General features: G+C 39.2%; 29 protein-coding genes. 22 read left to right on the top strand and 7 right to left on the bottom strand.

The features are described 5' to 3' along the window. Positions 1-508: 508 nt before the first annotated feature. From CHU_RS11325 to CHU_RS11260, 14 genes are all read left to right on the top strand, one after another. Positions 509-943 (top strand): hypothetical protein, encoded by a 435-nt coding sequence (locus CHU_RS11325; protein ID WP_011585698.1) that lies wholly within the window; start codon positions 509-511, stop codon positions 941-943. Positions 944-1,153: 210 nt separating this feature from the next. Further along, entirely contained in the window at positions 1,154-1,555 is a 402-nt protein-coding gene (locus tag CHU_RS19865; protein WP_011585551.1) for an IS3 family transposase, read from the top strand. Beyond that, entirely contained in the window at positions 1,546-2,358 is an 813-nt protein-coding gene (locus CHU_RS11315; protein WP_148206040.1) for an IS3 family transposase, read from the top strand. Before CHU_RS19865 ends, CHU_RS11315 begins: the two co-directional genes overlap by 10 nt. Positions 2,359-2,664: 306 nt before the next feature. After that, positions 2,665-3,000, top strand: a complete 336-nt coding sequence (locus CHU_RS11310) for an iron chaperone (RefSeq protein ID WP_011585697.1) — start codon at positions 2,665-2,667, stop codon at positions 2,998-3,000. A gap of 211 nt (positions 3,001-3,211) precedes the next feature. Beyond that, entirely contained in the window at positions 3,212-3,574 is a 363-nt protein-coding gene (locus CHU_RS11305) for a DUF2200 domain-containing protein (protein ID WP_011585696.1), read from the top strand. Positions 3,575-3,792: 218 nt separating this feature from the next. Further along, entirely contained in the window at positions 3,793-4,386 is a 594-nt protein-coding gene (locus tag CHU_RS11300; protein ID WP_041932350.1) for a dihydrofolate reductase family protein, read from the top strand. Between the two features lie 276 nt (positions 4,387-4,662). Further along, positions 4,663-5,211, top strand: a complete 549-nt coding sequence (locus CHU_RS11295) for an alpha/beta hydrolase (RefSeq protein WP_011585693.1) — start codon at positions 4,663-4,665, stop codon at positions 5,209-5,211. Between the two features lie 94 nt (positions 5,212-5,305). Next, positions 5,306-6,544 (top strand): PQQ-dependent sugar dehydrogenase, encoded by a 1,239-nt coding sequence (locus CHU_RS11290; RefSeq protein WP_011585692.1) that lies wholly within the window; start codon positions 5,306-5,308, stop codon positions 6,542-6,544. A gap of 239 nt (positions 6,545-6,783) precedes the next feature. After that, complete coding sequence (locus CHU_RS11285) at positions 6,784-7,296, top strand: endonuclease V (protein ID WP_011585691.1); 513 nt, start codon at positions 6,784-6,786, stop codon at positions 7,294-7,296. Positions 7,297-7,347: 51 nt separating this feature from the next. Next, positions 7,348-7,782, top strand: coding sequence for an NAD(+)--rifampin ADP-ribosyltransferase (gene arr, locus CHU_RS11280; protein WP_011585690.1), 435 nt, complete (start codon positions 7,348-7,350; stop codon positions 7,780-7,782). Positions 7,783-7,867: 85 nt separating this feature from the next. Then, positions 7,868-9,262, top strand: a complete 1,395-nt coding sequence (locus CHU_RS11275; protein ID WP_049755540.1) for a hypothetical protein — start codon at positions 7,868-7,870, stop codon at positions 9,260-9,262. A 90-nt stretch (positions 9,263-9,352) separates the two neighbouring features. Further along, a complete protein-coding gene (locus CHU_RS11270; protein WP_041932723.1) occupies positions 9,353-10,555 on the top strand; it encodes an oxygenase MpaB family protein in 1,203 nt (400 codons plus the stop codon). Positions 10,556-10,713: 158 nt separating this feature from the next. Continuing rightward, positions 10,714-11,916, top strand: coding sequence for a sensor histidine kinase (locus CHU_RS11265; protein ID WP_011585687.1), 1,203 nt, complete (start codon positions 10,714-10,716; stop codon positions 11,914-11,916). A gap of 159 nt (positions 11,917-12,075) precedes the next feature. Continuing rightward, positions 12,076-12,852, top strand: coding sequence for a MerR family transcriptional regulator (locus CHU_RS11260; protein WP_011585686.1), 777 nt, complete (start codon positions 12,076-12,078; stop codon positions 12,850-12,852). 57 nt (positions 12,853-12,909) lie between these two features. On the opposite strand, the gene CHU_RS11255 is transcribed toward CHU_RS11260, so the two are convergent. Further along, positions 12,910-13,761 carry an alpha/beta fold hydrolase gene (locus tag CHU_RS11255; RefSeq protein WP_011585685.1) on the bottom strand — a complete coding sequence of 284 codons (852 nt, stop codon included), beginning with the start codon at positions 13,759-13,761 and terminating at the stop codon, positions 12,910-12,912. 221 nt (positions 13,762-13,982) lie between these two features. Continuing rightward, positions 13,983-14,816, bottom strand: a complete 834-nt coding sequence (locus CHU_RS11250; RefSeq protein ID WP_011585684.1) for an alpha/beta fold hydrolase — start codon at positions 14,814-14,816, stop codon at positions 13,983-13,985. A gap of 252 nt (positions 14,817-15,068) precedes the next feature. On the opposite strand from CHU_RS11250, the gene CHU_RS19860 reads away from it, so the two are divergent. Both CHU_RS19860 and CHU_RS11240 read left to right on the top strand, forming a co-directional pair. Continuing rightward, the gene (locus CHU_RS19860; protein WP_011585551.1) at positions 15,069-15,470 is read left to right on the top strand and encodes an IS3 family transposase; all 402 of its coding nucleotides are present in this window, start codon (positions 15,069-15,071) and stop codon (positions 15,468-15,470) included. Beyond that, the gene (locus tag CHU_RS11240) at positions 15,461-16,273 is read left to right on the top strand and encodes an IS3 family transposase (RefSeq protein ID WP_148206040.1); all 813 of its coding nucleotides are present in this window, start codon (positions 15,461-15,463) and stop codon (positions 16,271-16,273) included. The genes CHU_RS19860 and CHU_RS11240 overlap by 10 nt, the downstream gene beginning before the upstream one ends. An 81-nt stretch (positions 16,274-16,354) precedes the next feature. Here CHU_RS11240 and CHU_RS11235 read toward each other — a convergent pair whose 3' ends face one another. Continuing rightward, on the bottom strand, positions 16,355-17,740 hold the full coding sequence (locus CHU_RS11235) for a T9SS type A sorting domain-containing protein (protein WP_011585682.1): 1,386 nt from the start codon (positions 17,738-17,740) through the stop codon (positions 16,355-16,357). 205 nt (positions 17,741-17,945) lie between these two features. Here CHU_RS11235 and CHU_RS11230 point away from each other — a divergent pair, with 205 nt between their 5' ends. Beyond that, positions 17,946-18,284 (top strand): hypothetical protein, encoded by a 339-nt coding sequence (locus CHU_RS11230; protein ID WP_011585681.1) that lies wholly within the window; start codon positions 17,946-17,948, stop codon positions 18,282-18,284. A 53-nt stretch (positions 18,285-18,337) separates the two neighbouring features. Beyond that, a complete protein-coding gene (locus CHU_RS11225; RefSeq protein WP_011585680.1) occupies positions 18,338-18,961 on the top strand; it encodes a class I SAM-dependent methyltransferase in 624 nt (207 codons plus the stop codon). Positions 18,962-18,993: 32 nt separating this feature from the next. On the opposite strand, the gene CHU_RS11220 is transcribed toward CHU_RS11225, so the two are convergent. Next, positions 18,994-19,968: a GlxA family transcriptional regulator gene (locus tag CHU_RS11220; protein WP_011585679.1), complete on the bottom strand. Its 975-nt coding sequence runs from the start codon at positions 19,966-19,968 to the stop codon at positions 18,994-18,996. A gap of 152 nt (positions 19,969-20,120) precedes the next feature. Here CHU_RS11220 and CHU_RS11215 point away from each other — a divergent pair, with 152 nt between their 5' ends. Beyond that, the gene (locus CHU_RS11215) at positions 20,121-20,609 is read left to right on the top strand and encodes an SRPBCC family protein (protein WP_011585678.1); all 489 of its coding nucleotides are present in this window, start codon (positions 20,121-20,123) and stop codon (positions 20,607-20,609) included. 40 nt (positions 20,610-20,649) lie between these two features. Further along, positions 20,650-21,087, top strand: a complete 438-nt coding sequence (locus CHU_RS11210) for an ATPase (protein ID WP_011585677.1) — start codon at positions 20,650-20,652, stop codon at positions 21,085-21,087. Positions 21,088-21,120: 33 nt separating this feature from the next. On the opposite strand, the gene CHU_RS11205 is transcribed toward CHU_RS11210, so the two are convergent. From CHU_RS11205 to CHU_RS11195, 3 genes are read right to left on the bottom strand one after another with little or no spacing between them, the layout of a single operon-like run. Further along, positions 21,121-22,236 carry an AI-2E family transporter gene (locus CHU_RS11205; protein WP_011585676.1) on the bottom strand — a complete coding sequence of 372 codons (1,116 nt, stop codon included), beginning with the start codon at positions 22,234-22,236 and terminating at the stop codon, positions 21,121-21,123. 46 nt (positions 22,237-22,282) lie between these two features. Beyond that, positions 22,283-23,191 (bottom strand): c-type cytochrome, encoded by a 909-nt coding sequence (locus CHU_RS11200; RefSeq protein ID WP_011585675.1) that lies wholly within the window; start codon positions 23,189-23,191, stop codon positions 22,283-22,285. Positions 23,192-23,226: 35 nt separating this feature from the next. Further along, positions 23,227-23,787 (bottom strand): pyridoxamine 5'-phosphate oxidase family protein, encoded by a 561-nt coding sequence (locus CHU_RS11195; protein WP_011585674.1) that lies wholly within the window; start codon positions 23,785-23,787, stop codon positions 23,227-23,229. A 302-nt stretch (positions 23,788-24,089) separates the two neighbouring features. Here CHU_RS11195 and CHU_RS11185 point away from each other — a divergent pair, with 302 nt between their 5' ends. Beyond that, a complete protein-coding gene (locus CHU_RS11185; protein WP_011585672.1) occupies positions 24,090-24,470 on the top strand; it encodes a hypothetical protein in 381 nt (126 codons plus the stop codon). A gap of 47 nt (positions 24,471-24,517) precedes the next feature. Then, positions 24,518-24,853, top strand: coding sequence for a DUF6496 domain-containing protein (locus CHU_RS19730; RefSeq protein ID WP_011585671.1), 336 nt, complete (start codon positions 24,518-24,520; stop codon positions 24,851-24,853). The last annotated feature ends 12 nt before the right edge of the window (positions 24,854-24,865 follow it).

The following is a 24,865-nucleotide window of genomic DNA, read 5'->3' as shown; positions in this document are numbered from 1 at the left end:
CTGTGGAATTCTGATGGTAAAAAAGGATATGAATTTCCACAGTAATTTGTCTACTCTGTTCCTTTAAATTTCTTAATAAATACCGCCACAAATTGCATGATAACCGTTATGCGTATTAGTGCCTTGCCAATAAGCCCATTTCACCGTGGTCTGTGGCACACAGAACACCAAAGACAGATTGAGTTAAGAAACAATTTGTGTAACTTTTTAACCGGATAGTAATAAGTAACCTAAGGAAGAGCAGTCAAAGACTGCTCAATGATACACACCAGTCTGAAGACTGGCGCGAGTGATTGTTCAACCCCACGCTGGGGGCATGATGAGTCATTTTTCGTTATATGATAAGATTCTACAACAGAAGGCTACTGATATAGACTTGGTCAATGTTGCACATGTGAATCATGTAGCTTTTTTTAGAAAACGTGTAAGCCTTGCACCACTTTTCCTGCAGAACTTAGCAGTATAATCTAAAAGACATATTTCGGTTCCACTAAATAAAATAAATAGTATGAAAACATATCTGATCATCTTCAGCGTGCTGGCCTGTGTTGCCTGCAACAATACACAAAAAGCAGAAGAGCGTGGCCGTGAGGCTGCAAACCGGGAGAATGCCATTCGTCAGAGAGCCATAGATTCTATGGCAGAGGTGAATGCGCGTCATCAGCATTCAAGCACTGCTTCTCCTGCATCAACAACTAACAATGAAGTTAATAATACTACTGGTGAACCGGAAAGAAAAGGCATGAGCAAGACTACAAAAGGAGCCTTGATCGGAACCGGTGTCGGTATTGTAAGCGGCGCGGCAACAGGCGCGGCAGTGAGCAAAGATAAAGGCAAAGGCGCTGTAGTTGGCGGTATTGTAGGTGGCGGCGTTGGTTCAGGTGTCGGTTACGGCATCGGTGCAAACGAAGACCGCAAAGACAAGAAAAAATCCGGCAAATAGGTTTTGCATCCGTGTCAGGAATAATAGATTTCAGTCGTGTTCAATAGCTAAGCAGTTATTTCTTTGCAGCAAAAACAAAAAAGTACAGCGAACATATAATTGAATCAGAAAAAAACAAAAATAAAAGGTGCCTGCATATTCATGCAGGCACCTTTTATTTTTTCCATACTGTATCGTCCTGAAATAAGTTGACACAAAATAGTCAAACTTATGGAAAAGACAGGAAAAAGAGTTTATGTAAAGCGGACTCAAAAAGATTACAGTTTAGCCTTTAAACTACAATTAGTAGATGAAGTAGAAAAAGGGGACTTAACCTACAAGCAGGCACAATTGAAATATGGTATCCAGGGAAGAAGTACCGTATTGACTTGGTTACGAAAACATGGTAGATTGGATTGGAAAGAATCTGACCAGATGAAAAAGAAGGCCCCCAATAAGCAAATCAAAGAACTGGAGCGTAAACTAAAACGCCTGGAAGCCGAGAAAGAAATTCTCAATGCCGCTATTGACATAGCAGATGAGCTGTTTGATACAGAAATCAGAAAAAAGTATTTGCCCCTCTCAGAAGCCGCTTTCAAAGAGAAGGGGAACAAAGAAGATTTATCACAGTAAAAGGTATAGCTTCAACGTTAGGTTATAGTCGTCAGTATTTATACAAAATGCTCAAGCAGGAGTTGATACTCATTGACAGAAGAAAGGCTATCAAACAACTGGTAGATACACAAAGAAAGCAGCTTCCTAGATTAGGAGGAAAAAAGACTTACCATATTATAAAGCCGTTTATTGATCAGGCAGAACTCAAAGTTGGCCGGGATAAACTCTTCTCAATATTAAGGTTTTATGATATGCTTATTAAGCCCAGGCGCAGATATATTCAAACAACGATGTCTAAGCATTGGCTCAGGAAATATCCCAATATAGTGAAAGGGCTCATCATACATAGACCTGAGCAGGTATGGGTTAGTGACATCACATACATAAAAACAGATGAAGGAAACTGCTATTTAAATATGGTCACTGATGCCTACAGCAGAAAAATAATGGGCTACTCTATAGCAGACTCTATGGATACAGAATCCATGATAAAAGCGTTTGAAATGGGATTGAAAAATAGAAAGTATCCTGATTCAAAATTGATTCATCATTCTGACAGAGGGCTTCAGTATTGCAGTAAAGAATATGTAGCATTGTCAAATAGCAATGGAGTAAGCATAAGTATGACCGAACAATCTGACCCTTATGAAAATGCGTTAGCTGAAAGGATGAATAGAACGCTCAAAGAAGAATTTGGATTAGGTCAAAAAATAATAACCAGACAAGTAGCAAAAGAGCTTACTGAGCAAGCAATACAATTATATAATAACGTAAGACCTCATTTATCATTAAAAATGAAAACGCCAGAAATGGTGCATTAAACAAAAATCCCAGTTACTTTTGATAACTGGGATTAGTATTAAAATCTGTCAACCTATTTCAGGACGATTCATACAGACAGAAAGTTGTCTTTATTAATTAATTCCGCCTGCGTTATGCTGATTGAAGTAATCAGCAGAAATAAAAAATAGAATTGTGTATTGAACATAGAATTCAGTATGCTATATACGTACTTGTTTCAATACTGTTTTTTTGTCGGATTCCGCTTGTGAGATTGTCATTTTTGCACCGCTGTAAAGCCGTTTGTATTCGCCATCTTTATTATATGGAACAACTGTTAAAGCACCATGAACAAGGTAGAAACATACATACAGCAATTTGAACCTGAGATTCAACAACGATTACTGGTTTTACGTAAACTTTTTTTTGAGACGCTGCCCGATACAGAAGAAAGCATCCGCTATAACATGCCCGCCTATAAAGCAGGTACGCATCATTTATATTTTGCAGCGTACAAAAAACACATTGGTTTTTATCCGGTGTATGGGTTGCCTGAAATTGAGGATGAAGTTTCTTTATACAAAGCAAAAAATACAAAAGACTCCCTGCATTTTCCGCACAACAAACCTTTGCCTCTGGCATTGATCAGAAAAATTATAAAGCTGAAATCAAAACAGCAATAAAGCGATTATACAGCGCTGTCTGAATTCGGCATGATAACTCCCGGATAGTTCAATTATACATTCAGAATAGCTGCTTAAAATCTGAACAGGCGCATTACTTTTTCGGATACGTGTAATTTGCGTGTTTTAGAATAACGCTGTATCTTACCTGAACAAATCAATGCGTATACATTCAGCATTGGATGGACAGATAACCGGTACGATACTACATATGAATACTTCCGATACACACAACCAACGCATGGCAAACATGACCTTTGCGTCTGTTTATCCGATGTACCTTGCAAAGGTAGAAAAGAAGGGACGTACAAAAGAAGAGCTGGATGCTGTGATTGAATGGCTGACAGGTTTTGATACAAAAAAGCAGGCAAAACTGATTGCGGATAAGGTTACGTTTGAAACATTTTTTAAGCAGGCTACCCTGCATCCCAATGCGTCGCTCATTACGGGAATGATCTGCGGGTACCGCATTGAAGAAATCGAAAACCCCTTAACGCAGCAGGTACGCTACCTGGATAAGCTGGTGGATGAACTTGCAAAGGGCCGCAAGATGGAGAAGATCCTGCGTAGCTGATATTTTTTTTGATGTAAGGAATCTGCCTGTGTTTAGCTGAACAGCCTTTACATGCAGCAAACAGTATCCGGCAGGATCTGTCTGTTACTGCTGTTGATTTTAAACGGAGTATGCGCCTGTACGCATTTTTCGCATTCCGCCGCTGTATTTGTCGCATTCGTACGTAATTGTTACCGTATTTTTTACGAAATTAAGTATGCAACTAAAACCCTGTGACTATGCGGAAAATAATTGTTTTATCAATGCTCACACTAGACGGTGTAATACAGGGCCCGGGCGCACCTGAAGAAGACACTTCAAATGGTTTCAGTTATGGCGGCTGGGTAGCACCATTTGGTGATGATGAATATAATGCTGTGGTAAAAAAAGAACTGCAGCCTGCGGATTATCTGCTGGGCAGAAAAACGTTTGAGATCTGGGAAAAATACTGGCCGCAGCATGCAGACTCCTGGCCGGGAATTAATTCCGGTGTAAAGTATGTGTTGTCAAATACGCGGGAAAAATCCGATTGGCAGCATACCGTATTCCTTAAACACGTTGCAGCTATCAGAACGCTTAAAAATACAAACGGTGCAGACATTCAGGTATGGGGCAGCAGTGAACTTATTCACCTGCTGTTGTCCAATGATCTGGTAGACGAACTTAAACTTAAAATTCATCCGCTGCTGCTGGGCAAAGGAAAAAAACTATTTGATGATGGTGCAGTTCCTGCAGCTTTGACATTAATAGATTCTGTTGTTACATCAAAAGGTGTAATTATTGCCAGTTACAAGCGTGCGGGAGAAGTAAAGACGGGGACTGCCGGTGCATAAAAAAGTGTAGTGATTATAAATCGCCGAAATCTGTGTGCGAATTTTAACTTACCGGCAGCAGAGGGGCCTTGTGTTAACATTGGCCGCTGCCGCACGGTAATAGGTTTTCTGTCAGAAAGAAGCAGCGGGCTAAATACCAGTCAACGTATCTGCAGACTGATTCAGCAATCACTCCCGGATTGATAAAAGCGAAAGGCGTATTAAAATAATCTACGGCATAAGTATTTTCTGAATGATACCGGGGGATTTATGGAACATTCAACAACAAGCTGACCTATGAAAAAAAATATACTGTTTATTCAGGGTGGCGGCGAAGGCGGTTATGAAGCAGATAAACATCTGGTTGCTTCTTTACAGCAAGCCCTGGGAAAGGACTACGCGATTCAGTACCCGGAACTTTCGTCAGACGAGACAGCTCCTGATTTTGGCTGGCCGCAGCAAATCGGAACATTACTTTCGAAAACAGACGATGAAATTATTCTGGCTGCACACTCCTTAGGTGCATCGATGCTGCTGAAATACCTTTCTGAATATGTAGTAAAAAATAAAAAAATCGCAGGTGTATTTCTTCTTGCAGCTCCTTTCTGGGAAGGGAAGGAAGAATGGAAAACAGGATTAAAACTCAAGGAGCATTTTTCGGATACGTTGCCAAAGGATGTGCCGTTTTTTTTCTATCAGTGCCGCGACGATGAAGAGGTTCCTTTTTCACATCTTGAACAGTATAGAAAAAAACTTTCCCGCGCTGCGTTCCGCGAAATCAGCAGCGGCGGACATACTTTCCACACGGATTTATCTGTACTGGCAACGGACATAAGTGCATTGTAACACAGTATCCCGCACTGCCGGCATTACTGCACATATGTATTGATAATCTCAGAAATAAATGGTATGTTAAGTATACGAACATTCTACAGCCACTATGAAAAGAAACACCGTTTTACTTCTGCTGGCCTGCATCAGTATTGCAGCGCTGGACAGTTGTTCTAAAAAGAAAGAGGATACAGCGAGCCCGGTTACACGAATCATTGCTACCGGCCCGCCTGTTGAAACACAAGCCGCCAACACAACATATCCTCCTGCGTTTAGCGGACAGACGCGTATCGGAAGTACACAAACCACCAGTGCTTTTAAAGCAACCGTTATTACGTCCGGACTTGCTTCTCCTTGGGGCATTGCCGTGCTTCCCGACGGTCGCTTGCTGGTAACGGAAAAAGCCGGCAAGATGCGCATTGTTAGCGAAGAAGGCGTAATCGGTAATGCACTGTCCGGTATTCCTGCTGTTAATCCATCCCGCCAGGGCGGCTTGCTGGGTGTATGCATTGATCCGCAGTTTGCAACCAACCGCATGGTGTATTGGACATTCTCAGAAGCCGTTTCCGGAGGAAATATCACAGCTGTTGCAAAAGGCAGATTAAGCAACGATGAAACGGCAATAGAATCCGATGAAGTTATTTACCGTTCAAATACACCTAACAGCAGTGATCTGCATTACGGATCACGGATTGTTTTTGACGCTTCCGGAAATTTGTTTGTAAGCATCGGTGAACGTTCCGTATTACAAACACGTCCCTTGGCACAATCTGTATCCAGCAGCCTTGGAAAGGTGATCCGCATTACAACAAACGGTCAGCCGGCATCCGGTAACCCTGTATTCAGCGGTACGGGTGCATTGCCTGAACTATACAGCATCGGGCATAGAAACCCGCAGGGATTAGCCATTCATCCGCAAACAGGCGAATTGTGGCAGGGAGAACATGGTCCGCGCGGCGGAGATGAAATCAACCGCATACTGCCAGGTAATAATTACGGATGGCCGGTAATTACCTATGGGATTGAATATACCGGAGAAGCCATAGGCGATGCTATTCAGCAAAAGAGCGGCATGCAGCAGCCTGTGTATTACTGGGACCCGGTGGTATCACCAAGCGGGATGGTATTTTATAAAGGCAGCCGCATTCCGGAATGGCAGAATAATTTATTTATCGGTGCACTGAGCGGACAGCACATTGTACGGCTGGTTATTGAAAATAATGTTGTTGTTGCTGAAGAACGATTGCTGGAAAATGAAAATCAACGATTCAGAGATATAACACAGGCTCCTGATGGTGCCTTGTACGCAATTACTGACGGAGGAAAATTATATCATATTGATAAATAAAAAAATACAGCAATACATGTAAAAATTGTTCACGATTTATACCTGCCTGGTATAGATCGTGAATATTTTTTTTAATGTTCGTATTGTAATAAGGCTAAAAAGATGCGTAACATATATTATTGAGATATATGCCATATAACTGAAAGAAAATTTATTGATTTCCATGAGGGAAATAATTTTACAGATATGAATTTCATATATTGCTATCTCTGAATACCTCTTAAATAACAATCGCTTCTATGCTATTAGCGTTTGATACGTATTATTTCGATAACAAAGCAAAGACTGTTTGTCTGGCCTTTGATCGCTGGACCGCTTCAGACAATTTTACCGTCTACACTGAAATACGGGAAGATATAGAAGACTATACACCAGGTGAATTTTATAAAAGAGAATTGCCGTGTATCATAAGTTTATTGGAAAAAATACCATACCGGCAGGCAGAAGCAATCGTGGTAGACGGGTTTGTCGTGTTAGATGATAACAATAAGCCGGGCCTGGGTGCGCATTTAAATGCATACCTTCAAGGCACCATACCCATTATAGGTGTTGCTAAAAACAATTTTGCAACTATAGAGAAAAATAAACGTGTGCTGCTGCGCGGAGAAAGTGAAAAGCCGCTTTATATAACCTCTGTTGGGATAGATGTAGACAAGGCGGCAGCGCTTATCAGAAGTATGTCCGGTGACTTCAGAATTCCAACCTTACTGAAACACCTTGATATGCTGACCAAAGAAACGGGCCCGGAGTAGCTGTGCTGCGTATTACAGAATGGATAAAAAATAACACAAACGGCAGGAACAATGGAAACAAACAACCCTCTTAACGCTTCTTCTATAGATACCAAACAGCTATTTTATCATGGTACAAAAGCCGACCTCAAAACAGGTGACCTGATTGAAATTGGCTTTCATTCAAACTACGGTAAAAAAAAACAGGCGAAATATATTTACCTTACGGCCACGCTGGATGCCGCTATCTGGGGCGCTGAACTTGCGGCGGGCGATGCACGTGAACGCATTTACATTGTAGAACCAACCGGACAGATTGAAGATGATCCGAATTTAACAGATAAAAAATTCCCTGGAAATCCAACAAAGTCTTACCGCTCATTACACCCATTTAAAGTTGTTGGTGAAATAACAGAATGGGAGGGGCATGCTCCCGAACAGCTGAATGCAATGAGAAATCATTTGGAGCAGCTTAGGCAGCAAGGCATTGAAGCAATTGAAGATTGACAGCACGTTGCATTGACACGAATAGTCCTGCATACAAAAAATGGAATCATGCCACTAATACCTATCCGTTAAGCGCTATATTTGTGTGCTGATATCGATTGTCTGCGGCGTATATAGACATGCGCTGCAGTTTCATAAAGCAGAAAAAATCCGTGAATATCTTCTATTTAATGTGATAGCGAAAACGTATATCCGCATCTCTTTTCTTTTTCTTTCTTTCTGTTTATGCATCCATGCACTGTACGCACACCCTGCAGATAGCCTGGTACGGCATTTTTTACTGCAGGCAGAGATCAGGCCACGTTTGGAATACAGGTATAATTATACCCTCCCGCCTGCGGATACGATTTCACCTGATACATACATTACCCAACGAAACCGGGTATCGATGCTGTATGCAAGAAAGAAGTGGATACTGAAAGCGGATATTCAGGAAATTCATGTGTGGAATGAAGGAGGGAAAATATCAAAAGCCGGCAGTGTTAATTTTTACCAGCTGTATCTGGAAAGTAGATTCAGATCCGTTAATTTCCGGATTGGAAGGCAAGGAGTTTTACTTGATAACGGAAGGATTTTTTCTGATGCTCCCTGGGCACAACAAGGCAGGTCGCATGAAGGGATACGGGTAATGAAAGATTCAAAACGTATTTCAACAGCAATTTTTTTTTTATTTACAAGGAAGTATACTGATTACTTTGAATCCATGTATTCTCCTGTCGGATCACACCGGTACAAATATTTATTCATGTATTATCTGAATTATAAATCCGGCAGACATTTTTCTTTTAATACCATTCATTCAGTTGATGTATTTGAAGATGTAAAATCCACGCATACCTATTCACGCGCCAACATTGGCGGAAGAATTGAACTGACATATAATAAATGGTATTACACGCTGAATGGCTACCTGCAATTCGGACAGTATCCGTTCGGAAAAAAACTGTTTGCTTATTATATACAACCTGAAATTAAACTTACACTGAAAAAAGCGATCCTGCGTTTTGGGATTGAAGTGCTGAGCGGCACAAGTGATTCACAGCAATCGGCGGGTCATTCCGGAAATTTTGATGTACTATATGGTGTAACCTGGAAGTTCAATGGGAATTTGAATATGTTTACGCGTTTCCCTGCGGATGCAGGAGGAAAGGGCTTAGTAAATCCGTATTTTTTTGTTACCGTTCCTGTTAATAAAAAATTATCTATCCGTTCAGATGTGCATGTTTTCTTTACACAATATCCATTGCTGGATGAATCGCGACAAGCAGTAAACCGATACCTTGGATTTGAAAATGATCTTTCATTAAAATATTTTCCCGTAAAAAATGTAGAAATTAATTACGGTTTTTCACTGTTTACATATGCTGCCGCGATGAACTATTTACCTAAAACACAAGATGTAACCAAGCCTGCCGTATGGAGCTATCTGATGGTTGCGTATACATTTAATGTTGTGGATTCAAAGATGTATAAAAAGTAGCAGGCACACCTGTACAAAGCTGCGCACTGTTTCTTAAATTCTCAAAACATACAACTGAATCGAACCTGATAATTTAGTATCTTTCGTATGATGTCATTGACCAGAATTCAATATCCTTCTCCGGGTTTTTCACAGCACTGGAAAGAACCCGCAGGTAAAAATATGCTGAAGAAAATATCTGTTCTTCCAACAGCAGCAGATATAACAAATTTCAATACGCTTTATATGAGCTGTGATACGCAGGCAGATCAGGTAGTCGTTGATCTGTTTGAAGGATTGGGTCATAAGAAAGGCCACGCCATTCTGCATGCATTATTGGAACACGGTCCGGATGCCGTGCCGGAGATGCCGGATTCGTTACGGACATTATACACTGGCTCATTAAATGTTCCTGCCTGGGTAGACGAAAAGCTGTTACAGGCAGGAGCAGCATGCTGTCAGCGCGCTGGCCTTTTCAGTCTGGTTACCCTGCGTAACTATTCGCTTATGGGCGGATATGAATCTGCTGCCATCAACAAACCCCTGATCTTTACAGGAGCCTTAAAAGCAGGTCCTGCGAAGCGTCTTTCCGATACGCTCGCCTTTTGGGTAGATGTAACAGGCACGGATGCCATGAAACCTGCGGCTGTAGGTTTTAATGCAGCCATACGTGTACGCATTATCCATGCAATGGCTCGTCATTACACACGTAAGTCGCCCGGATGGAGCGATGAACAATGGGGCATTCCTGTGAATCATGGTGATATGGTAGCCACCTATCTTGGTTTTTCACTGGTTTTTCTGGAAGGATTGTATATGCAGGGATTCAGACCATCGTCACAAGAGGTAAGCGGCATTTTTCATTTATGGAAATATATCGGATACCTGCTCGGTATCCCGCATCAGCTGTTGCCCGATACAGAAGAGCAGGCTATTCAGACACTCTATAAATGGACAATGACACAACCACCTGCAGATGCCGATACAATAGCACTGGCACATGCATTGATGCATGCACCGCTTACAGCAACTTTTCCTGAAAAGAACTGGCAGAAGAAGCTGCTTGTCAGAATCTACCTGGGTTTTAATTATTATTACCTTGGCCGTCATGCCTGCAGGCGCATGGCATTACCTTCCACCTGCTTTAAATTTTTACCGTATCTTTCTGCATGCATCAACCGTATGAATGAATACCGCATAGGATCTTCTGAAAAAAGAAGAGAGCGGGCAATAAAAAAAGGAAGAAAAGCACAGGTAGAAGTAACAGATGCTTTCTTAAAATCAACAGGCTTTGGAAAGTCCGTACAGAAATAATATTTTAATTGTTTTATATAATTACAGCTATTTTTAAGCGTATAATTTTAGTTATTTGTAAATTAAGCAATCGCGTTTAACTGAATGCATGCATAAAAAACATGTCAGTCAGTACATGAATAACCAGCATATACAACCGAGTAAATGTATACGATACTATGGAGATTGCAGCAATTCCCGCTAATGAAGCACAGCGCCTGGAGGCATTGAGAGCCTATTCTATTCTGGATACCTTACCTGAAAAGGATTTTGAAGATATAACAAAAATTGCTTCAGAAATCTGTCAGACACCGATTTCCATGATTACCCTGATTGATGCAGAAAGGCAATGGTTTAAATCCAAAATAGGTATTAATGATACGGAAACACACCGGGATTATGCTTTTTGTGCACACGCGCTGAATAAGCCGGATGATATATTGAATGTAACGGATTCAAGAGAAGATAACCGTTTTTCAGATAATCCTTATGTGACAGGAGATCCGAATGTAGTGTTTTATGCGGGTGTACCGCTTGTGAATGAAGACGGTTATGCGCTTGGTACCATTTGCGTAATTGATAATACACCACGGGAACTGAATGAAATGCAGCTGAACTCGCTGCGTGCATTATCCAATCAGGTTGTAAAGCTTTTTGAACTACGGAAAGCAAACCGTCTGCTTATAGAAACTCAGCAGGAAATACGCAATCGAAATAAAGATCTGGAACAATTCGGATATGTGATTTCACACGATATAAAATCACCGCTGCGGAATATTATTTCGCTGGCAGGCATTTTAAAAAAGAGTCTGTCTGGAAAGATAGATACGTACGAAGCAGAAGTGATTGAGCATTTGCTTAATACATCGGTTCGACTGAAATCACTGATTGATGGTATCATTGCACATTACATGGATATTAATATTGATACACTGAATAAAAAAAATATTCAGGTAACTGCTTTTCTGGAAGATACAATAGCCTTGATTGATCCGCGTAAAGAACATACAATTACCCATCAATCCGACGTGGAACTAATCGTAACAAATGAAGTTGCCTTAAAGCAGATCGTAATTAACCTGATTACCAATGCCATTAAATACAATGATAAAGACCATGTGCGTATTGAAATAAGCGTAACTGCCCGGAACGATTATTATGAATGGGCCATTTCTGATAACGGCCAGGGGATTGATAAAGCTCAGTTCGATAAAATATTTGAAACATTCAGTACATTAGGTACAAAAGATCGCTTCAATAATTCCGGAACAGGTATTGGTTTGTCTACCGTTAAAAATTTAGTCGGAAAGCTTGGTGGATTTATCCGTGTGGATTCTAAGGTTGGTTCCGGCTCGGTATTTACATTCAGTATTAAAAAATAATGCAGATTGGATGAATACTGCCGTTTTTTATAAGGGTGTTAACTGAATGTACACCATGGAATGCGCTGCTTCTGAACAGTAAAAAATATTTTTCAGATTTTTCTTGACTCTACCCTTACGTAAAGGTGTACATTTGCAGCATTCTATTCTTGCAGGAAAATGATACACTATTCAGTTAAAAAACTTGCTCAGATTTCCGGTGTCAGCATCCGTACGCTGCACCATTATGATAAGATCGGATTGCTTAAACCATCCGTACGTACAGAGGCCAGGTACCGTATGTATGGGGAGCCAGAGTTGATACGGCTTCAGCAGATTTTGTTTTATAAAGAGCTTGATTTTTCACTTCAAAAAATTGCAGCGATTATGGATGATCCGGATTTTAATACAATCGATGCGCTGGAAAGTCATCGGATTTTGATGCAATCCAGAGCAGACAGGATCTCACAGCTGCTTACAACCATTGATAAAACAATTCTGAAACTAAAAGGAAAGATTATGTTAACCGATAAAGAATTATATGCGGGCCTTTCAACGGAAAAGACTGAAAGCTATCGCACACATATTTCAGATGCGTATGGAGCAGATACATTGCAGCGCTCAGAAAACAGCCTGAAACAACTGGGTAAGTCTGCCTTCGTACAGTTAAAAAAAGACTTTGCAGATTTGTATACAAAACTAGCGGCACAACGGAAAGAGAATCCTGAAAGTGTACAGGTGCAGGAACTGATTGCGGAGCATTATAAGATAATACGTATGTTCTGGGGAACAGCCGGAACGGAAGATGCACAGTACAATACATATAAAGGGCTGGGGGAATTGTATGTAAGCAATCCGTTGTATGCGCAGGTGGATGGTAAACCTGATGAAGCTTTTGCCCGTTTTATGAAAGCATCCATGTATTTCTTCGTTGCATCAAAATTAAATCAGTCATAAAAAAAACAGTTCTTCCGGATTACCGGAAGAACTGTTTTTTTTAGTTGGTATTTTATTTTACTTCTTAATGCTGACCTGTTTTTCAACATGAATGGTATCTAAGGCATGAATAAAATGCAGGATGTGTGTATTGAATAGTTCCGGTTGTTCAAGATTAGATACGTGTCCGGCTTCGTCAATTATACGCAGCACCGATCCGTAAATCTGTTCGTGCAGATATTCCGATTTTTCAGGAGGCGTTACTGCATCCTCACTTCCACAGATAATAAGCGCAGGCATATCAATGGTACTTAAGATTGAACAGGTTTCATGTCTTTCAGCCAGCGCTGTTAAACCCATGGTAAGGCTATGTTCAGAGGTTGAATAAACCATCTCGCGCAAAGCTTCTATAACTTCGGGTTTTGTTTCCAGCGTTTTTGCAGCGCATACACTTTTCAGGAAAGGTTCATTGAAAGCACTTATACCGTTTGTAGAAATTTCATCCATAGAGGCATATCTTTTTTGTTTTGCTTCGGCAGTATCCGAATAACATTGCGTATCGCATAAAATCAATGCTTCGAAACGGTTTTTAAATCTGTTTACAGCATTCAACGCAATGTAACCGCCCATGGATAACCCACAGATGATGGCTTTCTCAATGCGCAAGGCATCCATAAAACCGATCAGGTCATCTGCAAACTGGTCGATGCTTAAAAAAGAAGTTTCATCTTCAGATTTGCCAAAACCCCTCAGGTCACAAGCAATAACGCGTGTTTCTGATTGAAGTGCCTCAAGCTGTTCTTTCCACATTGTTCTGTTGAAAGGGAAACCATGTAAAAAAATGACCGGAGTAGTTCCTTCTCCCAGATCATCATAAGCAACATTCATGTTGTTGACAGTAGCTGTTAAATTATATCCGTGCGTTGCCATAGTATGTTTAGGTTAAAATGGTGATGTTCATATGTGCATATGCATTTTGATAAAGCACATATAACTTATTCTTAAACATACGGTTTGAAACAGGCAAAGCCCTTACATGATTTATAGAATACGTTATACATTTTCAGGTCGCGGTAATGGCTGAATCTGCAGCAGTAAAGAAAAATCAGATACTGGTGAATCAACGTAGCGCTTTCAGATTGTTTAGGGAGTTAATTAGAGGTACTGATGCTGAAAGGAGAGAGGAATTCCTGCAAATGCTTATTGAAGGTATGTGGTTGTTCGAGATTGGATACATGGCCGGCATTATCAATCACGCGCAGCATAGAACCTTTGATGGCTTCATGCATGGATTCAGATTGTGAGAGCGGTGTTACAGCATCTTCTCTGCCGCAGATAATAAGGGTAGGAATTTGAATGTTATGAATTTCGGAACAGGTTTCAGTACGTTCCGCAAGAGCTGCCAAGACACGTGTCATGGAACGTCTGGTATTAGATTGCATGTTGATGCGTAACGTTTCAATTACTTCTTTTTTTTTGATCAGAGAATCCGTATGAAAAATGCTTTTAATGAATTTTTCATTGAACGCATGCACACCGTTTTCATTTATTTCATCAATGGCTTTATACCGTTTTTCTTTTGCTTCAGCTGTATCTGCGATACATTGGGTATCACTTAAAATTAATGCCTCAAAACGTTCCGGATACTTTTTTACTGCATTCAGTACAATATAGCCTCCCATGGAAAGCCCGCACAGAATCGCTTTGTCAATGTGCAGCGCATTCATGAACGCAATCAGGTCTTCGGTAAACATTTCTATGGTCAGCGATGCGATCTGTTCCTTTGATTCACCAAATCCTTTTAGATCGTATGCAATTACCCGGTTTGATGATTTTAAAAAATACATCTGCCGCTGCCACATTGTTTTATCAAATGGAAAACCGTGTATGAAAATAATCGGAATAGTTCCTTCTCCTACATCATTATAAGATACTTCTAAGTTGTTGATCTTAATGCTTAGATTATATCCTTTTTCTTTTTCCATTATATTAATTAGTTCCGGGCAAATGCTTCAATGCATAAAACGGTTGGTTTAAGCATTGAATTTTATTATTATGACTTCTAAAGTTACGGGAAAACGCTAAAAGGATTTTACATGATTTATATAATGAGTTATATAATTTACATATGAGCAGTTAGATTACTAATAAAAAAAGCGGATGTTTTAATTCCGCTTTTTTTTAAATTTTTTAAAGTGTATCGTCCTGAAATAAGTTGACACAAAATAGTCAAACTTATGGAAAAGACAGGAAAAAGAGTTTATGTAAAGCGGACTCAAAAAGATTACAGTTTAGCCTTTAAACTACAATTAGTAGATGAAGTAGAAAAAGGGGACTTAACCTACAAGCAGGCACAATTGAAATATGGTATCCAGGGAAGAAGTACCGTATTGACTTGGTTACGAAAACATGGTAGATTGGATTGGAAAGAATCTGACCAGATGAAAAAGAAGGCCCCCAATAAGCAAATCAAAGAACTGGAGCGTAAACTAAAACGCCTGGAAGCCGAGAAAGAAATTCTCAATGCCGCTATTGACATAGCAGATGAGCTGTTTGATACAGAAATCAGAAAAAAGTATTTGCCCCTCTCAGAAGCCGCTTTCAAAGAGAAGGGGAACAAAGAAGATTTATCACAGTAAAAGGTATAGCTTCAACGTTAGGTTATAGTCGTCAGTATTTATACAAAATGCTCAAGCAGGAGTTGATACTCATTGACAGAAGAAAGGCTATCAAACAACTGGTAGATACACAAAGAAAGCAGCTTCCTAGATTAGGAGGAAAAAAGACTTACCATATTATAAAGCCGTTTATTGATCAGGCAGAACTCAAAGTTGGCCGGGATAAACTCTTCTCAATATTAAGGTTTTATGATATGCTTATTAAGCCCAGGCGCAGATATATTCAAACAACGATGTCTAAGCATTGGCTCAGGAAATATCCCAATATAGTGAAAGGGCTCATCATACATAGACCTGAGCAGGTATGGGTTAGTGACATCACATACATAAAAACAGATGAAGGAAACTGCTATTTAAATATGGTCACTGATGCCTACAGCAGAAAAATAATGGGCTACTCTATAGCAGACTCTATGGATACAGAATCCATGATAAAAGCGTTTGAAATGGGATTGAAAAATAGAAAGTATCCTGATTCAAAATTGATTCATCATTCTGACAGAGGGCTTCAGTATTGCAGTAAAGAATATGTAGCATTGTCAAATAGCAATGGAGTAAGCATAAGTATGACCGAACAATCTGACCCTTATGAAAATGCGTTAGCTGAAAGGATGAATAGAACGCTCAAAGAAGAATTTGGATTAGGTCAAAAAATAATAACCAGACAAGTAGCAAAAGAGCTTACTGAGCAAGCAATACAATTATATAATAACGTAAGACCTCATTTATCATTAAAAATGAAAACGCCAGAAATGGTGCATTAAACAAAAATCCCAGTTACTTTTGATAACTGGGATTAGTATTAAAATCTGTCAACCTATTTCAGGACGATTCAAAGAATAAGATCAATGGCGTTTTATTATTTTTCCTGTATGCAGTAGTGTATTGTCTGTTTGCACCTGAATATAATATATGCCTTCCGGCTGGTTTGTAAGATCAACCTCAAATTGTTTTTCAGAGAATTGTTTTTCAAGAACAATATTTCCTGTCATATTTAATACACGTACAACTCCATGTTCGGTTGCAGCAGGATCAACAGTGATTAAAAAAAATCCCTGTGAAGGGTTTGGATATACTTCTATAGCTGTTTCATTCAAGCTGGTATTAATGCTTAATGCAATACCGCTGCATGCAACAGGCGTTGGAGAAGATTTGGATATTTTGGTACCATCCCCTAATTGCCCGTTACTATTTGTACCCCAGGCCCAAAGGCTCCCGTCCGTTTTAATAGCCATTGTATGATAATAATTTGCATTTACCATTTTCCAATCGCTGTCTGTTCCTATTTGTGTCGGTAACGAACGATCTGTTTGTGTACCATCTCCTAATTTACCATTTTCATTATAGCCCCATGCCCAAAGTGTACCATTGCCTTTTATACCCAACGTATGTGTACCGCTTGGCGAAACTTCTTTCCAATGGCTTGCTCCAATCTGAGCAGGGTTTTTAAGGTTATTTAATGAACCGTTTAGACCATTTCCTAATTGACCATACCCATTATATCCCCAGCCCCAAAGCAGACTGTCAGCCTTCATAGCCATTGGAGCAGAATATATTTTTTGCCAGTCCGCAGCGGTTCCGATTTTACCGGGTGTATTTCTATCTGCTAGCGTACCGTTCCCTAAATTTCCGCTTGTATTATTTCCCCATGTCCAGAGTGTGCCATCTGTTTTTAGGGCAATTGTATAACCTGAACCGGCATGTATTGCTTTCCATTCATTCGTCCCAATCTGAAGCGGCGATTTTTTATCTGTATTGGTGCCGTCTCCAAGCTGTCCGGAATAATTATTACCCCATAACCATATCGTTGCATCGCTGGCTAATGCTGCAATATGATTATATCCGGCTGATACGGATTGCCAGTTTGTGGCTGTACCGATTTGAATGGGAGCTGTTTTATTAGTAGTAGTACCATCTGCGAGCTGCCCGAAGGTATTATCTCCCCAAGCCCAAATTGTGCCGTCATTTTTTAACGCAGTGCTGAAATTGTGCGCCGCTGAAATCTGTGACCAGTTCGTTGCTGTTCCGATTTGTGTAGGCACAGTTTTATTAACTAACGTTCCGTTACCTAACTGTCCTTGATTATTTAATCCCCAGCCCCATAACGTACCATCTTCTTTGAGCGCCAATGTATAACCGTCCCCAACGGAAACAGATTTCCAGCAATTTTGCGCGTGCAAACAGGTCACGTAAAAAAACAAGGCTAAAAATAATGTAACGAATTTTTTCATAGTTGTGTATAATAAGAAATGTGTCTGATACTGATTCCTATATAAATATAATTAATATATAAATTCAAATATACTGCTTTATATTCCATTATAGGTACTTTTAAGTATAAAATTAAAAATATAATATTAAAATTAATTCAAATGTATACGCTTTTGGAAGCTATATTAAATCAATGTACTTTGTATAAGATAATCCATGCTTAAAATGAAACATAACAACCAGGAAATACGAACGGATGGTCCATATGTATATAATGAAGAACTTCCGGTTTGGCTTGTAGCTGTCAGCGGATGGGGAAGTGAAGATATAAACAGCGCGCATGAACGGATGCGTGCATATCTGCTGGCGGCAGAAAAGCTGAAGATCAACATTCAGTTTACAACCCGCTTAGGTACGTTTCAGAGTTACAAACATGCACCAGCAGTTGCCAAAGAAATCATGCAGCACAATGATACAACCTTTGCGGTATATACTACTAAGCTTGGTGAAAACTGGCAGAAGACATTTCATGACGAAATGAGTAAGCATCTGAATGGAAAATAGAAGAAGTTTTTATTCACGATTTCCTGATAACCTAACCTATCTGCACTATAGAAATGAGTGACTCCTGGACGGAACGGTGGAACGATCGATACAGCAACGAAATATTTGCGTACGGGGAAAAACCGAATAATTATCTGAAAGCACAGCTTGAAAATCTGCAACCCGGAACAATACTGTTTGCCGCAGAAGGAGAAGGACGAAATGCTGTTTTTGCAGCCTGCCTGGGGTGGGATGTTCAGGCATTTGATATCAGCAGCGAAGGGAAAAAGAAAGCATTTCAACTGGCAGAAAAAAATCAAGTGACGATTGCTTATCAGGTTGGACAACTTGAAACACTTGGTTACACGGCCGGACAATTTGATGCATTGGCGCTGATCTACGCGCATTTTCCTGCAACAGTTAAATCAGCTTATCACAGAATACTCAGCAGTTATGTACGCTCAGGCGGATACATTATTTTTGAAGCTTTCAGCAAAAAACATCTGGACTACCTGGCGAAGAATGAACAGGTAGGCGGTCCGAAAGAATTTGATATGTTATTTTCTATAGAAGAGATCAAAGCAGACTTTCCGGATTATGAAATTCTGGAACTGGAAGAAAAAGAAATTGAGTTGAACGAAGGTCAGTTCCATAACGGCACGGGTTCTGTGATCCGGTTCACCGGACGGAAAAAATAACAGATGTCTGTCTCCTGAATGGGGTCATACGATTACAAAAGGTCGCGGGTATATTTTGCACGATATTGCTGCGGAGAAATACCGGTGATCTTTTTAAATACTTCTCTGAATGCTTTGTCGTCCGCATAACCAACTTCATACATAACTTCAGAAACAGTTGCGCGGCCCTTTTCCAGACTATTTTTGGCCACTTCTATTTTTACACGCTGCAAATATTCTACCGGTGTATTGTTGGTTGCTTTAATAAAACGTCTGTCGAAATTACGTCTGCTTACGGCAAGCAGAGAAGCTAGTTCTTCAAACGAAATTTTTTCACCTACATGTTCCTCTATATACGTTTGTGCCCTGCTGATGATGGCATCGCCGTGATTTTTCTGTGTCTGGAAAATAGTGAAAGGTGATTGTGAAGTACGGTCAATTTCAATTTGAAAAACCTTTGAACAATATATAGCTGTTTCCCGATTGAAATATTTTTCAACTAAAAAGAGAATCAGGTTTAGAAACGAATAAGCGCCGCCATTTGTATAAATTCCTTTTTCAGCAACAATCAGTTTGTCAACCTGAAGATCGGTATCCGGAAACATCTTTCTGAAATCGTTTGCAGCATTCCAATGTGTTGAACAGGATTTACCGTCAAGTAATCCTGTTGCAGCCAGTAAAAATGCACCAGTACAGATACTGGCAACTTCTGCACCATTTTTATACTGTTCTCTTATCCAGTCAATCAGTATGCTGTTATCTTTAAGTACCTGTTCATAATCGTAGGATAGAGAAGGAATCACGATCAGGTCTGCTTTTTTTATAGAAGCTATAGCCACCGGATGAAGTGAAAAGAAACCACTGCCTAACGTGAGTTCCGGTTCATACCCTGCAATACAAATCTCAAACACCGCGTTGTTTCCCATCTTTTTCCAATACGCATTAGCGCGCGACAGAATTTCAAACGAGCCTGTAATGCTGCTCATATTTATATTCCCTTTAGGAACAACTAGTACTACTTGCTTCATGGGTTGCGTATTTTGTATGTATAAAGATAGGAGAATGTAATGTCCAGATCAACCCTTAAGAATGTCTGTTTAACACCCTGCTTTTATTGGTTAAAGACAGTACTTTTAGTTACCCGAATGAATAGTATTTTACATCAAACATTTATACCACTGTGGAAGCATCCGATTTAACATTTACTGTCTCTGTAGACCAGACTACCAAACACGTATTCGATGCCATTTGTAATGTACGTGGCTGGTGGTCCGAAGAAATTGAAGGCAATACTGATAAGCGCAATGAAACATTTATCTATCAGTACGAAGATGTGCATTATGCAAAGATTAAGGTGCAGGAACTTATTCCGAATGAAAAGGTTGTTTGGTTGGTAACATACAACTATTTTAAATTTACCAAAGACAAAAGCGAATGGACAGGTACAACAATCCGTTTTGATATTTCTGCAAAAGGTGATAAAACAGAAATCCGTTTTACACATTACGGCCTTAATCCGGAATTTGAATGTTACGATATCTGTTCTAATGCCTGGGGACAATACATCGGTCAAAGCCTGCCAGACCTTATAAAAAGCGGTAAGGGAAACCCGAATGGTAAAAACAAACCAACCACTGCCGACGAAGAACGATTTTCGGCAAAGAACTAACGGCCGTTTTTTTATATAAAACCTAATCTAATCAACAAATATGGAAAATCAGGATTACACCGTACGCCTTACCGTTCAGGCTTCGCCCCAAGAGGTATTTAAACAGATTAACCGGGTTACTGCCTGGTGGACAAAAAATCTGCAAGGTGATTCAGAAAAGCTTAACGATGTATTTACCGTAAATTTTCCCGGGATGCATGTGTCTACACAAAAGCTTATTGAATGTATTCCGGATAAAAAAGTGACATGGATGGTTACGGATAGCCACCTTACGTTTATTCAACGTAAAACTGAATGGACAGATACAACCATTCAGTTTGACATTAGTAGAAATGTAAAACACACTGAAGTGCTTTTTACACACAAAGGTTTAAACCCGGCGATAGAATGTTATGGCGACTGTGCAAAGGGCTGGGACTATTTTATAAAAGGGAGCCTGTTTAAATTATTGACAGAAGGAACGGGGACACCCGAATAGGCATGCCGTTTTAGTAATAGTACGCGTATGCTGTTATACATCTGGTGTGGAACCGTTTGATTTCTTTGCGCCGATTTTTTCTTTCAATTTTGCAAAAGGAATTTTTTTTGTATGATCTGCGGAAGCAAAAAGGAGCGCGTATTTATTCCATTCCGGATTGCTTTCCACCAATGCTTTTGCAATGCCTAAAAACGGTACAAATAATACCATACCCGATACTCCCCAGATGATTGCGCCTAACATCACCGCAGACAGTACAAGAAATGCATTGATCTCCATTTTATCACCAACAAGTTTTGGACGTAAAATATTTTCCTGAATCATGTTTGAAAAATATAAACAGATGGTAATATAAATAAGAATTGAAACAGACTCTTTTGTTACCCAAACGAAAGATAAAATGGCAATATAAGCAATTAAATTCCCCAGATAGGGAATGATATTTAAAATGGCGAGAAAAACACTGAAGAAGATGGCCGATTTTACACCGAATAACATCAGGATGATGTAAGTCATGACTGCTGTTACAGCCGTGAGGATCATTGTTCCCCATAAATAATTTTTCATGGACGTCAATGACTTTGTAATAAACGTCTGGATCGATTCAAGATCATTGCCTTTATAATTTTTTATATAGAACGCTTTAACAAGTCCTCTTAAATTTAAAATGAAAAATAAAAACACCGGCGTAAGCGCAATCGTAAGAACGTTGGTTCCAACGCTGCTCAATTGTGTAGAGATAACGCTCATGCCATTTTGGAAAATAGTACTAAGGCTTTCTTTTAAACTATGCGGGTGATAAAATTCTAATCCTGTTTTAGATTGAATGTGTAAAATAACGGATTCAATTCCTTCTTTAATTTTATGCAACACATTATCATTCGTTTGTATGATGAGCAATGCCTGCATGATCAGAAAGTACATGATAAAAAACATGATCACACAAAAAAGCAATGTTACAAGCATAGAAGTGAGTGTGCGGTTCAGGCCTTTGCGTTCAATGAACATGCAAACGGGATATAACAGGCAGGCAAATAAAAATGCCCATGATACCGGTATTAACCAGGTACTGGCAAATATCATTGTAGTAACCAGAATAACAGTAATCAGTAAATTCTGAAGCAACCGGGAAATTTGTACATGTTCCATAATCGTATTTTAAGTTTACTGTTAACGTATTTGGTATAAACTAAATTTATTTCTTCGTATTTGTTAAATATACGTGTACCTGTATGTAAAAGGTTAGTAAAAGCAAGATGAATACAACTGACAGCAACACCAGTGTAAATACAATCAAAGTTTGTATCGTGTAATGGGAAGATACTTTTTTGATTTGAGCCGCTGCCTGTTTTTTGTATTCAACGTTATTTAGTTTCCCTTTATAAGCTACATCTACCGTGGATGCAAATTCGATGTAATCTAAAATAGCGTTGATTTCTTCTATAGGTAAAAAATCCATGTTTGTCATAACATGCTGGTCAAACTGGTTGAACAGATGTACAGCGTAAGCATCTCCCTGATTTATTTTTTTTTCTGAATTTTGTATAAAAGATATCAGCCATTCACGCGAATGCCTTTTTGTTACACTTCCAAGCGCTGGCGCAAATGTACTTTCTTTGTGAACGAAATGGCACATGGAACAATGATCCAGAAATTCCTGTTTCCCCCGGATTACACTGCTATCGCTGGTAGGAGGGATAGCAGCATCGTTTAAATATTCCTGTGGTTGCAGCGATTCAATTTCAAGATAATATAAAATAGCTTTTATATCCTGATCTGACAGCTGTTCAAAAGGAGGCATGATCTGATGATCGAATTTTTCAAATAAGGCTTTCGCATATGCATCACCGGAACGGATCACTTCCTGTGAATTCCGTATGAACGGAATCAACCAGCTTTCTTTTCTTTTCTTTGAAATACTTCCCAGCATGGGACCGTAAATTTCCTGATGCGCACTGTGACAGGAACTGCAGAGCGTTCGGAAATGTTTTTCCCCTGTTTCAAAAAAAGCAGAATCCCTTTGTGCATGCGCAGTATAAACGTTCAACGTAAAAAGGATTGAATAGAATAGGGTACATGCATGAAAAAGGATTCTGATCTTCATTCTTTAGCAGACCCGAAGGTCTTTTAATTACTTAATTATCCGTGTGAAATATGCGTGTTATGCACAGGTTGGTTTTGTAATGAACCTTCAATAGAATCATCTAATGTTTGTCCGGTTGCAGCGCCAATAAGCATTTTAATTCCGGCAATAAAGTTTCCGTGTTTTGTATCCCAGTAATAGCCTTCTTTAGTAGTGAATTTTATAATTGTAATTCTAGGATCATTTTCTCCTTCTGTAAACCATGTTTTTAATACCGGATTCCATAATTCCTTAATTATTGTTTCATCTCTTAAAACAGTTGCTTCACCATATAGGTGCATGAAATCAGAATGCTGGTTTCCTTTAAAATATAAGTTCACAGAACTGTTTTCCTGAATTTCTTTATTCTGATTGCTGTCACTTGCACTCAGAAACCAGATATTTCCCTGTTTATCTACTTTTTGAACAGCCATAGGTCTGGCATTTCCTTTTGCACCCTGTGTAGTACAAAGAAAGCAGGTTTGATCAGAAGCCAACTCAATGATTTTATCTATAGAATCTTTATTTTTTAAATCTTCATGATTTTTTTCCGGCTGGTTTTTATTAATGCTGTTCATAACGCGTTGAAATTTGGTTTAAGATGATACAAGTTTGATTATTTTATTAATAACGTGCTTACATAAAAAAACATAAATGTTACAATTTTATCAGCAAACGTTTTTAAGTAATATTTTCAGAATATATACACTAAATGACTTGAAAGGGAATAAAAAGGATGCATACCCTGAAAATCAGCTTAAAAATGTAAATGATATAAGTTTTTTAAAAAATCCTGTAAAAACACCTATGTTAAAATTCCTGAATTTTGAAATAATTAAATGATTGAAAAAGTACAACTGAGTTTAGTTAAAGCAAACGCATGGAAGAATTGTTATTTGAAGTTTTATGGCTGTTTATTTTAGCACTTCCAATTGCTTGCGTAGCCTGGACAGTAACACATGAAGAAGTTTTCAAGGAACCAAGAAATTTCTGCGTCGAAAAAAGCAAAACCTGTAAGCCTTTAGTAGTAAGAAAGTTTTTTTATCTGTTTACCTGTGAATATTGTTTCAGTCATTACGTTACAATTTTATTTTTAATCTTAACAGACTTTAAACTATTACTGGATGATTGGAGAGGTTACATCATTGCAGGGTTTGCGTTGGTATGGATTGCAAATACATATATGAGTTTGCATTTCCTGCTTCGTCAGGCAATTGTTAAAGAAAAAACAGAGATTCAGGTTTTAGAATCGAATAAATAGACATTAAAAATAAATCTTTCAATCAGCTATACAAGAAATTAATAATTATGGCAAAGTATTCAAAAAAAGCACAGGAGTATGTAGCAAGCGCAATGGATCGTATGAAAAAAGGTACGTTAAGATCAGGAGGCAGCGGAGATAAAGTGAAGAATTCCAAACAGGCAGTGGCCATTGGTTTATCTGAAGCAAGAGAAAAAGGAGCCAAAGTACCTGTAAAGAAATCAGTAGCTAAAAAATCGGCTGCAAAAAAATCAACGGCTAAGAAAGCTGCTTCGAAAAAGCCTGCTATGAAAAAAGCAATGGCTAAAAAAGCAGCACCGAAGAAAAAAGTTTCTGCTAAAAAGTCTGTGGAGAAAAAGACTCCAATGAAAAATCAGCGATGAAGAAGCCGGCTA

It is taken from the genome of Cytophaga hutchinsonii ATCC 33406 (assembly GCF_000014145.1).
Taxonomy (GTDB): domain Bacteria; phylum Bacteroidota; class Bacteroidia; order Cytophagales; family Cytophagaceae; genus Cytophaga; species Cytophaga hutchinsonii.
This window is presented reverse-complemented; position numbering and strand designations above follow the sequence as displayed.

Bases quoted from the DNA above. Each gene is read 5' to 3' on its own strand.
- arr (WP_011585690.1), top strand. From the start codon at position 7,348: ATGGAAACAAACAACCCTCTTAACGCTTCTTCTATAGATACCAAACAG.
- CHU_RS11310 (WP_011585697.1), top strand. From the start codon at position 2,665: ATGAACAAGGTAGAAACATACATACAGCAATTTGAACCTGAGATTCAA.
- CHU_RS11305 (WP_011585696.1), top strand. From the start codon at position 3,212: ATGAATACTTCCGATACACACAACCAACGCATGGCAAACATGACCTTT.
- CHU_RS11250 (WP_011585684.1), bottom strand. From the start codon at position 14,816: ATGGAAAAAGAAAAAGGATATAATCTAAGCATTAAGATCAACAACTTA.
- CHU_RS11255 (WP_011585685.1), bottom strand. From the start codon at position 13,761: ATGGCAACGCACGGATATAATTTAACAGCTACTGTCAACAACATGAAT.
- CHU_RS11290 (WP_011585692.1), top strand. From the start codon at position 5,306: ATGAAAAGAAACACCGTTTTACTTCTGCTGGCCTGCATCAGTATTGCA.
- CHU_RS11235 (WP_011585682.1), bottom strand. From the start codon at position 17,740: ATGAAAAAATTCGTTACATTATTTTTAGCCTTGTTTTTTTACGTGACC.
- CHU_RS11200 (WP_011585675.1), bottom strand. From the start codon at position 23,191: ATGAAGATCAGAATCCTTTTTCATGCATGTACCCTATTCTATTCAATC.
- CHU_RS11260 (WP_011585686.1), top strand. From the start codon at position 12,076: ATGATACACTATTCAGTTAAAAAACTTGCTCAGATTTCCGGTGTCAGC.
- CHU_RS19860 (WP_011585551.1), top strand. From the start codon at position 15,069: ATGGAAAAGACAGGAAAAAGAGTTTATGTAAAGCGGACTCAAAAAGAT.
- CHU_RS11300 (WP_041932350.1), top strand. From the start codon at position 3,793: ATGCGGAAAATAATTGTTTTATCAATGCTCACACTAGACGGTGTAATA.
- CHU_RS11230 (WP_011585681.1), top strand. From the start codon at position 17,946: ATGAAACATAACAACCAGGAAATACGAACGGATGGTCCATATGTATAT.
- CHU_RS11270 (WP_041932723.1), top strand. From the start codon at position 9,353: ATGTCATTGACCAGAATTCAATATCCTTCTCCGGGTTTTTCACAGCAC.
- CHU_RS11285 (WP_011585691.1), top strand. From the start codon at position 6,784: ATGCTATTAGCGTTTGATACGTATTATTTCGATAACAAAGCAAAGACT.
- CHU_RS11225 (WP_011585680.1), top strand. From the start codon at position 18,338: ATGAGTGACTCCTGGACGGAACGGTGGAACGATCGATACAGCAACGAA.
- CHU_RS11195 (WP_011585674.1), bottom strand. From the start codon at position 23,787: ATGAACAGCATTAATAAAAACCAGCCGGAAAAAAATCATGAAGATTTA.
- CHU_RS11220 (WP_011585679.1), bottom strand. From the start codon at position 19,968: ATGAAGCAAGTAGTACTAGTTGTTCCTAAAGGGAATATAAATATGAGC.
- CHU_RS19730 (WP_011585671.1), top strand. From the start codon at position 24,518: ATGGCAAAGTATTCAAAAAAAGCACAGGAGTATGTAGCAAGCGCAATG.
- CHU_RS11265 (WP_011585687.1), top strand. From the start codon at position 10,714: ATGGAGATTGCAGCAATTCCCGCTAATGAAGCACAGCGCCTGGAGGCA.
- CHU_RS11325 (WP_011585698.1), top strand. From the start codon at position 509: ATGAAAACATATCTGATCATCTTCAGCGTGCTGGCCTGTGTTGCCTGC.
- CHU_RS19865 (WP_011585551.1), top strand. From the start codon at position 1,154: ATGGAAAAGACAGGAAAAAGAGTTTATGTAAAGCGGACTCAAAAAGAT.
- CHU_RS11185 (WP_011585672.1), top strand. From the start codon at position 24,090: ATGGAAGAATTGTTATTTGAAGTTTTATGGCTGTTTATTTTAGCACTT.
- CHU_RS11205 (WP_011585676.1), bottom strand. From the start codon at position 22,236: ATGGAACATGTACAAATTTCCCGGTTGCTTCAGAATTTACTGATTACT.
- CHU_RS11210 (WP_011585677.1), top strand. From the start codon at position 20,650: ATGGAAAATCAGGATTACACCGTACGCCTTACCGTTCAGGCTTCGCCC.
- CHU_RS11295 (WP_011585693.1), top strand. From the start codon at position 4,663: ATGAAAAAAAATATACTGTTTATTCAGGGTGGCGGCGAAGGCGGTTAT.